The following is a 13,987-nucleotide window of genomic DNA, read 5'->3' on the forward strand; positions in this document are numbered from 1 at the left end:
AAGCTGTTCTTTCTGTCGCGGGCTGCCGGCTGGCGCCGGGCATCCCGCGATTTTCCGTCATGCGCAACGATCAGCCATGCCGTATGGCGACGGTCTTCAGCGTGGTAAATCCGTAGAGCGCCTCGAAGCCCTTTTCGCGGCCATGGCCGCTGGACTTGACGCCGCCGAAGGGCAGCTCCACGCCGCCACCGGCGCCGTAGTTGTTGATGAAGACCTGGCCGCAGCGCAGGCGCCGCGCCATGCGCAGCTGGCGCGCGCCGTCGCGCGTCCACAGGCCTGCCACCAGGCCGTAGGCCGTGCCATTGGCCAGTTGCACGGCATGGTCCTCGTCATGGAAGGGCATGGCGCAGAGCACGGGGCCGAAAATCTCTTCCTGCGCCAGCCGGTGCTCGGGCGGCACGTCGCGCAGCAGGGTGGGCGCCTGGTAAAAGCCGCTGTCGGGCGCATCCTCGACGATCTGGCCCTGCGCCACCACGGCAATGCCGGCCACCTGGGCGTCGGACAGGAAATCCCAGACGCGCTGCTGCTGGCTGGCGCGGATCAGCGGCCCGAGGTCCAGGTCCATGGCGGCCGGGCCCACGCGCAGCGCCTCGAAGGCCTGGCCCAGGCGTTCGAGCAGCGGCTCGTAGATCAGCGAGTCGATCAGCACGCGCGAACCTGCCGAGCAGGTCTGGCCCGCGTTCTGCACGATGGCATTGACGATGGCGGGCACGGCGGCATCAAGGTCCGCGTCTGCAAACACGATCTGCGGGCTCTTGCCGCCCAGCTCCAGCGTGACGGGGCAGTGGCGCTCGGCAGCCGCCTGCTGGATCAGCGTGCCCACGCCGGGGCTGCCCGTGAAGCTCAGGTGGTCTACGCCGGGATGGCGCGCCAGGGCCTCGCCCACCTCGTGACCCAGGCCGGTGACCACGTTGAAGGCGCCGGCTGGAAAGCCTGCCTCGGTGGCCAGCCGCGCCACGCGCAGCACGGACAGGCAGGCGTCTTCCGAGGGCTTGACCACACAGGTATTGCCCGCAGCCAGCGCCGCGCCCACGCTGCGGCCCAGGATCTGCATGGGATAGTTCCAGGGGACGATATGACCGGTCACGCCGTGGGGCTCGCGCCAGGTCAGGGCGCTGTAGCCCTGCTGGTAGGGCAGGGTCTCACCGTGCAGCTTGTCGCAGGCGCCGGCATAGAACTCGAAGTAGCGCGCAAGCGCCAGCACGTCGGCACGGGCCTGGCGCGTGGGCTTGCCGCAGTCGCGCTGCTCAATGGCCGTGAGCTCATCGGCATGCTGGAGCACGCTGCCCGACAGGTGCATCAGCAGGCGACCGCGCTCTGCGGCAGAAAGCTTGCTCCAGACGCTGTCCTGGCACTCGCGCGCCGAACGCACGGCCAGGTCGATGTCCTGGGGCGAGCCGCGCTGCAGCTCGTCGAAAGCCTGCCCGTCCGACGGGTCCAGCACGGGGATCGTGCGTCCCGACTCCGTGGGCACGGACGCATTGCCGATGTAGTGGTATTGCATGGAGCCCGATTGTGGGGTGCCCGCGCCGCTTGTCCAGTCCCGGGCGTTGCTGCGTCCCCTCGATCGCCTTGGTGGCTCCAGCGGCTTCAGTGGCTTCAGTGGCTTCAGTGGCTTCAGTGGCTTCCGTCCTCGGGCCAACCCGCGTCGCGCAGGCCCTGCCGGTCCAGCACCTCCATCTTGCCGCGCCGCAGTTGCAGGCAACCGGCCTGCTGCAGCTCCTGCAGGATCTGGTTGGTGGTCTGGCGCGACAGGCCCAGCATGCGCGCCAGCTGTTCCTGGGAAACATCCAGCTCGCGGCGCCAGCGCTGGCGGCCCTGGCCGTCCGGCTGCCACTGGTCAAAGCCTTCGGCCATGCGCACCAGGCGCCGCGCCAGGCGCTGCGGCGCAGGCAGCAGCGTGTGCTCCTCCAGCGCCATCAGGCACACGCGCAGCTTGTCGGTCAGCAGCAAGGCCAGCACCTGCCAGTGTTCGGGATGGGCCGCCAGCCATGCCTGCAGTGGGGCCTGAGGCACGTGCAGCACGGTGCAGGCCGTGGCTGCCTGAGCATCGTGGGTGCGCTCGGCTCCATCGAACAGCGCGATTTCCCCCAGCCACATGGGAGGCTCCACCAGGGTCAGCAGCGCCGTGCGGGCCTGCTCGCCGCAGGCGGCCGTTCCCGAGATGCTGAGCGCCCCACGCGCCACCGCATACAGGCCGCAGGGCGGGTCGCCGCGCCGGAACAGCCAGTCGCCTGCCGCCAGCGTGCGGGGCTGGGCCAGTGCCTTGAGCTGTGCGCCCAGCTCCGGCGGCAGGGCGTGGAACCAGCGGCCCGCCTCGATGGTGGCCCAGAGATCGGCCATGCCCGGCGGGCCGGCCGCAGCACGGCGCCGTACGCCGCGCGGGGCGGCGTGGGCTGCCGGAGCTGCCGGGGCGGGTGCGGGTAAGCCCGAGGTGTGCGATGAGGCTTGTGTCGGATCCATGACAGACGCCAATCCTTGATGACACCACCATGGTTGCGCAACATCCACCGCAGGTGCAGCCTATGAAAACCCTCATCGACCAACTGTCCCAGTACGCGGACTATCACCGTGATCCGCGCAACATCCTCACGCACTTCGTCGGCGTGCCGCTGATCATGTGGGCGGTGGTGATTTTGCTGGCCCGCCTGCAGTGGGCTGTCCCCTTGGGCGATGGCCTGCCCGAGCTGCCATTGAGCCTGGCCCTGCTGGCGGCACTGGCGGCAGGCATCTACTACTGTCTGCTGGACCTGCGCTACGGCATCGCCATGGCCCTGGTGCTTGCCCTGATGCTGGCGCTGGCCCAGCCCATCGCCATGCTGCCGATGGGGGCTTGGCTGGGCTGGGGCCTGGGCATCTTCGCCGTGGGCTGGGTGATCCAGTTCGCGGGCCATTACTACGAGGGCCGCAAGCCGGCTTTCCTGGATGACATCGTGGGCCTGGTCATCGGGCCGCTGTTCGTGCTGGCCGAGTTGGGCTTTGCCCTGGGCCTGCGCCGCGAAGTGCAGCATGCGGTGGAGCAGCGCAGCGGGCCCGTGCAACGGCGCGCGGGCGGCGCACACGCCTGAAAACGGCCCGGGCGCTGCAAGCTTGGCGCAGGCTTGCCGCCGTAGCATGGCAGGCGTTCCTGCGGAGCCATCCGTGGGGGCGTGTGCCTGCGCCTAAAATCACGCTGCTATCCCCCTGCGGGGGCTTTTTTGTTTCAACTCTCCTCATCCATCATGTCTTTCGACAAAGTCACACCGGGCAAGAACGCTCCTGAAACCTTCAACGTGGTCATCGAGATCTCGGCCAACTCCGATCCCATCAAGTACGAAGTGGACAAGGAAAGCGGCGCCGTCTTCGTGGACCGCTTCATGGGCACGGCCATGCACTACCCGGCCAACTACGGCTATGTGCCCCAGACGCTGTCCGGCGACGGCGATCCGGTGGACGTGCTGGTGATGACGCCCTTCCCGCTGCCCCCGGGCGTGGTCGTGGCCTGCCGCCCCATCGGCATCCTGCTGATGGAAGACGAGTCCGGCGTGGATGGCAAGGTCCTGGCCGTGCCCACGCAAAAGCTGCTGCCCGCCTACGACAAGATCAACACGCTGGAAGACATCCACGAGATCACCCTCAAGCAGATCCAGCATTTCTTCGAGCACTACAAGGACCTGGAAAAGGGCAAGTGGGTCAAGGTGCTGGGCTGGAAGGGCGTGGACGAGGCCAAGAAGGAAGTCGTGGACGGCATCGCCAACTACAAGGGCTGATCCTTTTCACTCCCGTTGAGGGAGTCTCAACTGCGCTGAGGTAAATGCCCGCTTCGCAGTTGATACAATTTGAAACGCACCCGTTGCCTACGCGCCGGGTGCGTTTTTTGTTTTGTCGTGGATCAGGGTTTGGGCAGATCAATCAGGCGCTGGTGCGAGCCATCAGCCCGGGAGCGAGCAAATGAAGTTGGCAGATTGGCGCATGGGCACGAAGCTGGGCATGGGATTCCTCGTCATGGTCCTGTTCTCGGCCATCCTGGGGGCGGTGGCCTGGTTGCAACTGGCGCAAATGCACCGCAACGCATTGCATTTGTCGGATGTGGCCCTGCCCAGCATGTTCCATGCGGGCGCCATGCGCTCCGAGTACAACCGCCTGCGCCGCCACGAGGCCGGCATCGCCTCGGCGCGCAGCCTGGGCGAGGTCGATGGCTTTGCCAAGCAGGTGCAGGACCGGCTGCAGACCATCGGCGAGCATGAGACGGCTCTGCGTGCGCTGATCGACCAGCAGGCCCTGCGCGCGGCCTTTGACGACTACCTCGGCTTCAAGCAGCAGTTCCTGGCCATGCATGCGCGCCTGCTGGAGCGCGCGCGTGCCGGCAACTATTCGACCACCGAGGAGCAGGCCTTCATGGCCGACGAGATGGGGCTGATGTTCGCAGGCGAATCCGAGGCGCAGTTCGGCAAGCTGGCCGAAAGCGCCGGCCGCCTGCTGACCCTGCAGCGCGAGGCGGGCGAGCAGGCACGCCAGCAGGCGCAGGCCGGCTTTGACCTCGCCCGCATCTGGGTGCTGGGCACGCTGGCCGTGGTGGTGGCCATTGCAGCCCTGGTGGGCTGGGCCATCACGCGTGCCGTGACCGGCCCCGTCGCCCAGGCCGTCCATGTGGCGCGCAACGTGGCGGCCGGCCATCTGGAGACGCCGGTCACCAGCCGCCGCCGCGACGAAATGGGCCAGCTCATCAACGCGCAGGAAGACATGCGCCGCAAGCTCGCCGAGCTGGTGGGCGAGGTGCGCGGCAACGCGCAGGGCGTGGCACTGGCCGCTGGCGAGATCGCCCAGGGCAATGCCGATCTGTCGGCGCGCACCGAAAGCCAGGCCAGCGCGCTGGAGGAAACGGCAGCCTCCATGGAGCAACTGGGCGCCACCGTGCGGCAGAACGCCGACAGCGCACGCCAGGCCAACCAGATGGCGGCCTCCGCATCGGGCATCGCCGCGCGTGGCGGCGAAGTCGTGGCCCAGGTGGTGGACACCATGAAGGGCATCAACGACAGCAGCCGCCAGATCGCCGACATCATCGGCGTGATCGATGGCATTGCCTTCCAGACCAACATTCTTGCGCTGAACGCGGCCGTGGAAGCGGCCCGCGCAGGCGAGCAGGGCCGGGGCTTTGCCGTGGTGGCGGGCGAGGTCCGTTCGCTGGCCCAGCGCAGCGCCGAGGCGGCCAAGGAGATCAAGGCGCTGATCCAGGCCAGCGAGCAGCGCGTGGAGCAGGGCACGCAGCTGGTGGACAAGGCGGGCGAGACCATGTCGGAAATCGTCACCGCCATCCGGCGCGTGACGGACATCATGGGCGAGATCAGCGCGGCCAGCAGCGAGCAGAGCGCGGGCGTGGCCCAGGTGGGTGATGCCATCACGCAGATGGACCAAGCCACGCAGCAGAACGCGGCCCTGGTGGAGCAAAGCGCCGCCGCCGCCCAGTCGCTGCAGCAGCAGGCACAGGCCATGGTGGCCTCGGTCTCGGTATTTCGCACGGCGGCTGCCGATGCGCCAGTTGTCTCTGTGGCGACTGCCGCAGCATCGCGCGCAACGGTTGTTGCCTCCTTGGCACCGCGTCCGGCCCTGGCTCCCATGGCCGCCAGGCCGGCACAACAGATCGCTGCGGCCACCCCGGCCAAGGCCACCAAGACGGCCACCGCCGACGATGAGGAGTGGGCCGCGTTCTGAGGCCTCACGCGCAGTTCAGCTTCCTTTTCTGGCGGCTCCATGCTTTGCATGGGGCCGCTTTCCTTTTGTGTCTGCCGCTGAGCTGGCGCAAGACGGGAGCGAGAGGCTGTGGCACAAATCTGCCAGTGAAGGTTTCTGCCTACTACCAGTACCTGAACTTGTCCTGAACAATGCCTGGATACTGGCAGAATGTAAGTGGATGTAGTCCTATTCTTACAGCGTGAACAATGGCGGCTTCTGGCGCCGCTCCCTAGGAGCGAAGGGATATCCCGTGATCACCTTGTTCTCATGGTCGCCACGCCTGGCGGCAATCAGTCTTCCAGCAGGCCGCGCCACCGCGGTGGCTCTCCCTCTCCAATCCCTGCCAACGAGCCGACTTGCGCGGCTGCGGCAGATCTGTTTTTGCGAAGTCCGCGCCGGGCCTGGCTGACGCCTGTCCATGGCGCAACACAAAGCTAGGCACAACAAGATGGCAGGACTTCGACAAGAAAGATGAACGTGAAAAACCTCAAGATCTCAACGCGCATGCTGGGCACCTTCGGCCTGCTGGTGCTGCTGCTGCTGGCCGTGGTGGCCGCGGCCCTGGTGCAACTGCGTTCCATGCGCGCCAGCATGGAAGTCATCACGGGCAACGCCATGCCCAGCGTGGAAGTGATCAACCAGATCGGCACCGATGTCGTGCGCACGCGCCTTCTGGAAGTGCGCCATGTCAACAATGACGATGCCGCCTACAAGACCGATTCGGAAAAGCAGCTGGAACAACTGCAGCGCCGCCTGGCCGAGCGCAAGAAGGCCTATGAGCCGCTGCTGTCATCCGACGAAGAACGCAGGCTCTACGCGCAACTGGTCCAGGAACGCGAGCGCTACCAGCAACTGAGCCAGCAGGTGCTGGCGCTGTCGCGCCAGGGCGAGAAGGAAAAGGCCCAGGCGGTGCTGGGCGGCGAGTCGCTGAAGCTCTACAACGATTCGTCGAACACGCTGGATCTGCTGGTCAAGCTCAACAGTGATGCCGCCTTGCAGGAAAGCCGCAATGCCGAGGCTGTGTACGGGCGCTCGGTCGTCGTCCTCAGCGTGGCGGCGCTGGCGGCCGTGCTGCTGGCCGTGCTGGCCGGCCTGTGGCTGACGCGCTCCATCCGCGCGCCGCTGGCGCATGCGGTCGATGCCGCAGACCGCGTGGCCAACGGCGACCTGGGCGGGACCATCCGCATCGACCGCCATGACGAAACCGGCCTGCTGCTGGGCGCGCTGCAGCGCATGCAGTCCAGCCTGGTGCAGACCGTGCGCAGCGTGCGCCAGAACGCCGAAGGCGTGGCCTCGGCCAGCGCGCAGATTGCCTCGGGCAATGCCGACCTGTCCAGCCGCACGGAAGAGCAGGCCAGTGCCCTGGAGCAGACGGCAGCCTCCATGGAGGAGCTGGGCTCCACCGTGCGCCAGAACGCCGACAACGCACGCCAGGCCAATCAACTGGCGCTCAATGCATCCAGCGTTGCGCGCCGTGGCGGCGAAGTGGTGGCCGAGGCCGTGGAAACCATGAAGGGCATCAACGACAGCAGCCGGCGCATCGGCGACATCATCGGCGTGATCGACTCCATTGCTTTCCAGACCAACATCCTTGCGCTCAATGCCGCCGTGGAGGCGGCCCGCGCAGGTGAGCAGGGCCGGGGTTTTGCCGTGGTGGCGGGCGAGGTGCGCTCGCTGGCGCAGCGCAGCGCCGAGGCGGCCAAGGAAATCAAGGCGCTGATCACGGCCAGCGTGGAGCGTGTGGAGCAGGGCTCGCAACTGGTGGACCGCGCAGGCACGACCATGACCGAAGTGGTGGCCGCCATCGGCCGGGTCACCGACATCATGGGCGAGATCAGCTCGGCCAGCACCGAGCAGAGCTCCGGCGTGGCCCAGGTTGGCGAAGCCGTCACGCAGATGGACCAGACCACGCAGCAGAACGCGGCCCTGGTCGAGGAAAGCGCGGCCGCCGCTGCCTCGCTGCGCAAGCAGGCGCAGGACCTGGTCGAGGCCGTGGCCGTCTTCCAGTTGCCCCGTGGCGCCACGGACAGCCATGCGCATGTGCCGCACAGGGTGGCGGCACCGGCCAGCGCCGCAGCGCGCCCCGCAGCCCCGCCTGTCCGGCCTGCCCCACCCGCCAGCCCTGCGCGGCCTGCGGCCCTGGGCGGCGGCGGTGCGCCTGCAGGCGGCGAGACGCTGGCCCGCCGGCTTGAGCGCGATGCCACGCCCCCCATCCGGCCGCGCACCGGACCCACGCAGGCCGGCAAGCCGGCACCACGCCAGCCCGGCCAGGGCGATGACGACTGGGAAACCTTCTGAGCCTTGGCCCTGGCCTTACCCCTGGCGCAGCGGGCTGTGGGCCTGCAGCTCCTGCAGATAGCCGGCCATGCCCTCGCCCTCGCGGTCCAGAAAGCGCGAGATGGCATCGGCAAAGGACGGGTGGGCAATCCAGTGGGCGCTGGGGGTGACCACGGGCAGCAGCGCCCGCGCCATCTTGTGCTCGCCCTGGGCGCCTCCCTCGAAATGCGCAATGCCGCGTTCTATGCACCAGGCGATGGGCTGGTAGTAGCAGGCCTCGAAATGCAGGCAATCCACACGCTCCAGTGCGCCCCAGTAGCGGCCGTAGGCCGTTCCCTGCGGGGCCTGCGGGGCCTGCGGCGCATGGGCGCACCCGCCTGGATGGCCCGCTGACAGCCTTGCGGCCGCAGCATCCAGCGCGATCAGGCTGCAGGCCATGGGCTGGCCGTCGCGCTCGGCGATGAACATCAGCCAGGCCTCGGGCATCTGGCGCGCCATGGCCTCGAAGAAGGCCGGTTCGAGGTACGGGGCGTTGCCATGCTCCAGGTAGGTACGCTCGTGGCAGCGGTAGAAAAAGGCCCAGTCCTGTGCTCCCATGTCCGGCCCGTGCAGGGCGCGAAAGCGCACGCCGGCCTCATGCACCTTGCGCCTTTCCTGGCGTATCTTCTTGCGCTTTTCCTGGTTCAGCGTCGCCAGAAAGTGGTCGAAATCGCTGTGCCCGGCGCCATCGGCGCCCTGGTTGCTCCAGTGGAACTGCACGGTGCTGCGCTGCATCCAGCCGTCGGCATCGCAGGCTGCCAGATCCTCGGCATCGCTGAACAGCAGGTGCAGCGAAGACAGCTGCTGCGCCTGGGCCCATTCGCGCACCGCGCGCACCAGGGCTGCACGCAGCAAGGGCGTGCGCGCCAGCAGGCGGCTGCCCGGCACGGGCGTGAAAGGCACGGCCAGCACGCCCTTGGGGTAGTAGTCCAGGCCATGCTGGGCGTAGGCGCGCGCCCAGGCAAAGTCGAACACGTACTCGCCATAGGAGTGCGCCTTGGCGTAGACCGGGCAGGCGGCGACCAGCTCGCCGCCCTGCCAGAGCGTGACCACGCGGCCGGCCCAGCCGGTTTGCGGCACGGCGCTGCCGCTGGATTCCAGCGCGCTCAGGTACTCGTGGCGCATGAAGGGAGTGGGCGCGGCCTGCGATGCCAGCAGCGCATTCCAGGCCTGGGCATCGAGCTGCTGCACGCTGTCCAGCACGCGGGTGATAATTGCGGTTTCAGCCATGCCATTCCTTGCAGGCCGGTGTGACGCGCGCTGCCGCCTTTCGCTGTGGGGTGGCCTTGTCGGCCCTGTTGGCTCCATTGCATTCCATGACGCTCTCCATCTGCACTGCCCAGCTCAACTTTGTCGTGGGCGACCTGCCCGGCAATGTCCAGAAAATCATTGCCGCAGCCCGTGAAGCTTATGCCACGGGAGCGCGCTTGCTGCTGACGCCCGAGCTTGCCCTGTGCGGCTATGCGGCCGAAGACCTGTATCTGCGCCCCGCCTTTCTGGATGCCTGCGACCAGGCTGTGCAGCAGCTTGCGCTGGAGACCGCGCAATGGCCGGGCCTGGCGCTGGTGCTGGGCCATCCCTGGCGCGACCCCGGCGCCGGTGGCGCGTTGCGCAATGCGGCCAGCGTGCTGCGCGACGGGCGCGTGGAATGCAGCCATGCCAAGCAATGCCTGCCCAACTACGGCGTGTTCGACGAGCAGCGCTACTTTGTGGCCGGCCAATCGCCCTGCGTGATCGAAGTGCAGGGCGTGCGCGTGGGCCTGCTGATCTGCGAGGACGCCTGGCATCCCGAACCCGCACGCGCCGCCGCTCAGGCCGGTGCGCAATTGCTGGCCGTGATCAATGCCTCGCCCTTCCATGAGGGCAAGCAGGCCGAACGCGAAGCCACGCTGGCCGCGCGTGCGTGCGAGACTGGCCTGCCCCTGGTCTACGCACATCTGGTTGGCGGCCAGGATGAAATCGTCTTTGATGGCAGCTCCTTTGCCGTGCAGGCGGACGGCTCCATTGCCGCGCGCGCGCCGGCCTTTGCCGAGGCCTTGCCGCAGGTGGGGGTCCGCACGGGCGGGCAGGGGCTGTTGCTGGCCGGCGAGGTGATTGCGCAGCCAGGGCACCTGCCGGCGCTGTGGTCCGCCCTGGTGCTGGCCGTGCGCGACTACGTGGGCAAGAACCGTTTCCCCGGCGCCCTGCTGGGCCTGTCGGGCGGTATCGACTCGGCCCTGGTGCTGGCGATTGCAGTCGATGCCCTGGGAGCGGACAAGGTGCATACGGTGATGATGCCTTCGCCCTATACGGCCGACATCAGCTGGATTGACGCGCGTGACATGGCCGAGCGCGTGGGCGTGCGCTATGACGAAATCTCCATCGCGCCCCAGTTCGAGGCCTTCAAGGCCGCCCTGGCCCCGGCCTTCGCGGGCCGCGCCGAGGACACGACCGAAGAAAACCTGCAGGCCCGCATCCGCGGCACCTTGCTGATGGGCCTGTCCAACAAGTTCGGCTCCGTGGTGCTGACCACCGGCAACAAGAGCGAGATGTCCACCGGTTACTGCACGCTCTATGGCGACATGGCGGGCGGCTTTGCCGTGATCAAGGACGTGCTCAAGACCGAGGTCTTTGCGCTGGCGCGCTGGCGCAATGCCAACGATCCGTTCGGCACGGGGCTGGACCCCATTCCGGATCGCATCATCACGCGCCCGCCCAGCGCCGAACTGCGCCCTGACCAGAAAGACCAGGACAGCCTGCCCGCTTATGAGGTGCTCGATGCCATCGTGCGCCGTTACATGGAAAATAACGAAAGCATCGCCTCCATCGTGGCCGACGGGTACGCCAGCGCCGATGTGGAGCGAGTGACGCGCCTGATCCAGATCAACGAGTACAAACGCCGCCAGGCGCCCGTGGGGCCGCGACTGACGCGCCGCAGCTTCGGCAAGGATTGGCGCTACCCCATCACCAACCGCTTTCGCGCTTGAAGCACCTGAGGCTGCGGGGTTTCCCGGCCAGCCGTCTTGCCCCGTATTGCATGCACTGAGGAGTTCACCCCATGAAAATGATCACCGCCATCATCAAGCCGTTCAAGCTGGAAGAGGTCCGCGAGGCACTGGCCGACTGCGGCGTCAACGGCCTGACCGTCACCGAGGTCAAGGGCTTTGGCCGCCAGAAGGGCCATACCGAGCTTTACCGCGGCGCTGAGTACGTGGTGGACTTCCTGCCCAAGGTGAAGATCGAGGTCGTGGTCCGTACCGAGGACGTGGACCGCTGCGTGGACGCCATCGTCAACGTGGCGCGCACGGGCAAGATCGGTGACGGCAAGATCTTCGTCACGGCCGTGGAGCGCGTGGTGCGCATCCGTACCGGCGAGCTCGACGACGGAGCCATTTGAGTCCGAGAGCAGGGCAGGGCGCATTCGGCGCCCTGCATTCTTGATATCTCGACGCTGGCGGCCATCCTCTCAAGGGTGGCCGTTTCCGTTTCCGCTTCTGTTCAGATCACGGCGCGCAAGGGCGCAGTCTCCAGGCCCGTGCCGGCGTTCTGCACCAGGGATTGCAGCAGCGTGGGGATGTCGCTGCCGCTTTCGATCAGTCCCATCTGCCACTCGCCCATGAAGCCATGGCCCACGCAGGTCTGCAGGAACTGCAGCATGCTGTCGTAGTAGCCATCCACATTGAGCAGGCCGATGGGCTTGTCGTGATAGCGCAGCTGGCGCCAGGTCCAGACCTCGAACAATTCCTCGAAGGTGCCTATGCCGCCGGGCAAGGCGACGAAGGCATCGCTGCGCTCGGCCATCATGGCCTTGCGCTCGTGCATGGTCTGGACGATGTGCAGTTCATCGCAGGCATGGTTGGCCAGTTCCTTGTCCACCAGCGCCTGCGGGATCACGCCCACGACGCGGCCGCCGGCCTGCCGCGTGGCCTCGGCCACCTCGCCCATCAGGCCGCTGCGGCCGCCTCCATAGACCAGCTGGCCGCCGTGCTCACCGATCCAGCGGCCGGTGGCGCGGGCCGCCTCAATGAATCCGGGCTGGTCGCCGGGGCGCGAGCCGCAATACACACAAATGGAAAACGTGGGATTTGTCATGCAATGAACCGTTGATAGAGGGCGGCCAGCCAGACGCCGGCGCACAGCAGCAGCGCCAGCATCACGGCCGCGCTGCCCATGTCCTTGGCCTGCTTGGACAGAACGTGCCATTCGGGGCCTATGCGATCGACCACGGCCTCGATGCCGCTGTTGAGCAGCTCCACGATCAGCACCAGCAACACGGTGCCCGCCAGCAGTGCGACCTCGATCCAGCTGCTTCCCAGCCAGAAGGCGGCAGGGATCAGCACGCTGGCGGCCAGCGCTTCCTGGCGGAAGGCTTTTTCGTTCCATCCGGCGCGAAGGCCTGAGAGCGAATAGCCTGCTGCGTGCCAGACACGCGTCAGGCCTGTGCGGCTTTTCTGGGGATTGACAGGTGCACTGTCGGTCGGGTCGGGAGATGCGGCGGGCATGCTTGCGAGTGTAGGAGATGCGACGCTGCCTCTGGGGCTGTCAGCGCTTTTTCCTGGGTGCCGGGGCCTGGTGGATCAACTGGGTGCCGGCCCATGCGTCATGCCAGAACTGGCGGCGCGGATGAAAGCGGCTCAGAAGTGCCCAGAGCGCTACCCACAGCACCAGCAGCATCAGCGTGGTCAGTGCAGGCACGCCGGTCGAATAGGCCGCCAGTGGCGGCAGCAGCCAGATCCAGCTGAACACATAGCGCCGCAGCGCGCGCAACTGGCTGACGGGCTGGCCCGCTGCATCCACCAGGCGGATGTGCCAGGTTTTCATGGCCAGCGTCTGGCCCTTGGACCAGAACCAGACGAAATAGATGCCCAGCACCACGAACATGAAGGCCTGCAGCGCATGGCGGTTGTCCATGGCGTTGCGTGTCTGCGACAGGGTGCCGAACAGATAGCCTGCAATGAAGACCACGCCGAACAGCAGCATGCCCTCGTAGAGCCAGCAGGCCATGCGCCGCGCCAGTCGCGGGGCCATCTGTGGGGAGGCTGCGGTTGCGGCTGCCGTGGTGGAGGCGGGGGATGTGGCGTTCGTCATGCGGACGGGGAGATCGGTGCGTCAGTGCGTCAATGCGAGAGGGGCGCTTCGCCGTGCGATGGCTGGGATGCAGCATCGGGGCTGTCATGCAGTTCCATGGGCGGCAAAGGCATGGGCGTGGCCGAGGGCACTTCCACCGGCGCCGTCTCCACCAGCGCCGGCGGGCGCACGGGATGGGTTTCCACGGCCGCAGGCGATGGGGCCGGGGGCACGGGGAGCGGCGGGTTGTAGATGGTGGCGGGCGGAATCTTCGGCGGATTCGGAATGGTGGCCGGAGCCACCGAGGCCGCCGGAATCCGCGCCAGCCGCTTGGGGGCCACGGGCTCTATGGCGGTGGCGGCGCCCTTGGCCTTGGGCGCGGCGCGCGCGGCCAGCAGGCGTTTTTCCTCGTCGCTGAGCGCCTGGTAGGCCTCCCATTGGGCGCGCTTGTCCGTGGCCAGGCGGTTGGTCAGGGCGAAATTCAGTCGGGCCTGGCTGCGCTGCTGGGCGCTGAGGCTGGACCAGGTCTGCATGCGATCGCGCAGCTTTTCCTGCTCTTTTTCACTGAGCTTGTCCCAGCCCTCGGCCAGCGCCATCCAGCGGCGCTTTTGCAGCGCATCCATCATGGACCAGCGCTCGGACAGGGGTTCAAGCACGCTGCTCTGCGCCGGTGTCAGCTCTGCCCAGCGCGGGCCGGAGGCCAGGTCCGTGGCGCGCTGGCGTGTGGCTGCATCACCGTGCAGGGTCTTGGAGGCTGCGATCGTGGCCGGCGAGACGGTGCTGGGTGCCAGCCGTACCTGCTGCACGACGCGCCAGCCGGTCCAGGCCAGCGCCATCAACAGCACCGCCGCCAGGATGGCGGCGGCTGAGCGGTGGAACGCGGCGCGTGAATCAGTGGGCATGCAGGCAGGCA

Annotated in this window: 13 protein-coding genes; 6 read left to right on the forward strand and 7 right to left on the reverse strand. The window is 67.5% G+C overall.

The genetic code is table 11. From position 1 onward, the window contains the following. Positions 1-70: 70 nt before the first annotated feature. Positions 71-1,504 carry an aldehyde dehydrogenase family protein gene (locus KDK82_RS04585; protein ID WP_088164126.1) on the reverse strand — a complete coding sequence of 478 codons (1,434 nt, stop codon included), beginning with the start codon at positions 1,502-1,504 and terminating at the stop codon, positions 71-73. Between the two features lie 113 nt (positions 1,505-1,617). Continuing rightward, positions 1,618-2,463 (reverse strand): Crp/Fnr family transcriptional regulator, encoded by an 846-nt coding sequence (locus KDK82_RS04590; protein WP_088164127.1) that lies wholly within the window; start codon positions 2,461-2,463, stop codon positions 1,618-1,620. Between the two features lie 62 nt (positions 2,464-2,525). Here KDK82_RS04590 and KDK82_RS04595 point away from each other — a divergent pair, with 62 nt between their 5' ends. The 4 genes from KDK82_RS04595 to KDK82_RS04610 all read left to right on the forward strand — a co-directional run bounded on the left by KDK82_RS04595 (position 2,526) and on the right by KDK82_RS04610 (position 8,010). Then, positions 2,526-3,068: a DUF962 domain-containing protein gene (locus KDK82_RS04595; RefSeq protein WP_088164128.1), complete on the forward strand. Its 543-nt coding sequence runs from the start codon at positions 2,526-2,528 to the stop codon at positions 3,066-3,068. 153 nt (positions 3,069-3,221) lie between these two features. Continuing rightward, the gene (gene ppa, locus KDK82_RS04600; protein WP_012206678.1) at positions 3,222-3,749 is read left to right on the forward strand and encodes an inorganic diphosphatase; all 528 of its coding nucleotides are present in this window, start codon (positions 3,222-3,224) and stop codon (positions 3,747-3,749) included. Positions 3,750-3,930: 181 nt separating this feature from the next. Further along, positions 3,931-5,691: a methyl-accepting chemotaxis protein gene (locus tag KDK82_RS04605; RefSeq protein WP_088164129.1), complete on the forward strand. Its 1,761-nt coding sequence runs from the start codon at positions 3,931-3,933 to the stop codon at positions 5,689-5,691. A gap of 492 nt (positions 5,692-6,183) precedes the next feature. Further along, the gene (locus KDK82_RS04610) at positions 6,184-8,010 is read left to right on the forward strand and encodes a methyl-accepting chemotaxis protein (RefSeq protein ID WP_088164130.1); all 1,827 of its coding nucleotides are present in this window, start codon (positions 6,184-6,186) and stop codon (positions 8,008-8,010) included. 15 nt (positions 8,011-8,025) lie between these two features. Here the strand turns inward: KDK82_RS04610 and KDK82_RS04615 are convergent, their stop codons facing one another. Next, positions 8,026-9,258, reverse strand: coding sequence for a GNAT family N-acetyltransferase (locus KDK82_RS04615; protein WP_088164131.1), 1,233 nt, complete (start codon positions 9,256-9,258; stop codon positions 8,026-8,028). 86 nt (positions 9,259-9,344) lie between these two features. Here KDK82_RS04615 and KDK82_RS04620 point away from each other — a divergent pair, with 86 nt between their 5' ends. Together KDK82_RS04620 and KDK82_RS04625 are read left to right on the forward strand one after the other, a co-directional pair. Next, positions 9,345-10,994: an NAD+ synthase gene (locus KDK82_RS04620; RefSeq protein ID WP_088164132.1), complete on the forward strand. Its 1,650-nt coding sequence runs from the start codon at positions 9,345-9,347 to the stop codon at positions 10,992-10,994. Positions 10,995-11,065: 71 nt separating this feature from the next. Beyond that, positions 11,066-11,404, forward strand: coding sequence for a P-II family nitrogen regulator (locus tag KDK82_RS04625; protein ID WP_012206673.1), 339 nt, complete (start codon positions 11,066-11,068; stop codon positions 11,402-11,404). A 101-nt stretch (positions 11,405-11,505) separates the two neighbouring features. Here KDK82_RS04625 and KDK82_RS04630 read toward each other — a convergent pair whose 3' ends face one another. Genes KDK82_RS04630 through KDK82_RS04645 form a run of 4 tightly spaced genes read right to left on the reverse strand, consistent with a single transcriptional unit; the run spans position 11,506 to position 13,976 of the window. Next, positions 11,506-12,099: a TIGR00730 family Rossman fold protein gene (locus tag KDK82_RS04630; RefSeq protein ID WP_012206672.1), complete on the reverse strand. Its 594-nt coding sequence runs from the start codon at positions 12,097-12,099 to the stop codon at positions 11,506-11,508. Beyond that, entirely contained in the window at positions 12,096-12,509 is a 414-nt protein-coding gene (locus tag KDK82_RS04635; RefSeq protein ID WP_088164133.1) for a diacylglycerol kinase, read from the reverse strand. The genes KDK82_RS04630 and KDK82_RS04635 overlap by 4 nt, the downstream gene beginning before the upstream one ends. 40 nt (positions 12,510-12,549) lie before the next feature. Next, positions 12,550-13,095: an RDD family protein gene (locus tag KDK82_RS04640; protein ID WP_013801502.1), complete on the reverse strand. Its 546-nt coding sequence runs from the start codon at positions 13,093-13,095 to the stop codon at positions 12,550-12,552. Positions 13,096-13,124: 29 nt separating this feature from the next. After that, entirely contained in the window at positions 13,125-13,976 is an 852-nt protein-coding gene (locus KDK82_RS04645; RefSeq protein WP_013801503.1) for a DUF3106 domain-containing protein, read from the reverse strand. Positions 13,977-13,987: the final 11 nt, after the last annotated feature.

It is taken from the genome of Delftia sp. K82, from assembly GCF_002193035.1.
Taxonomy (GTDB): Bacteria; Pseudomonadota; Gammaproteobacteria; order Burkholderiales; family Burkholderiaceae_C; genus Comamonas; species Comamonas acidovorans.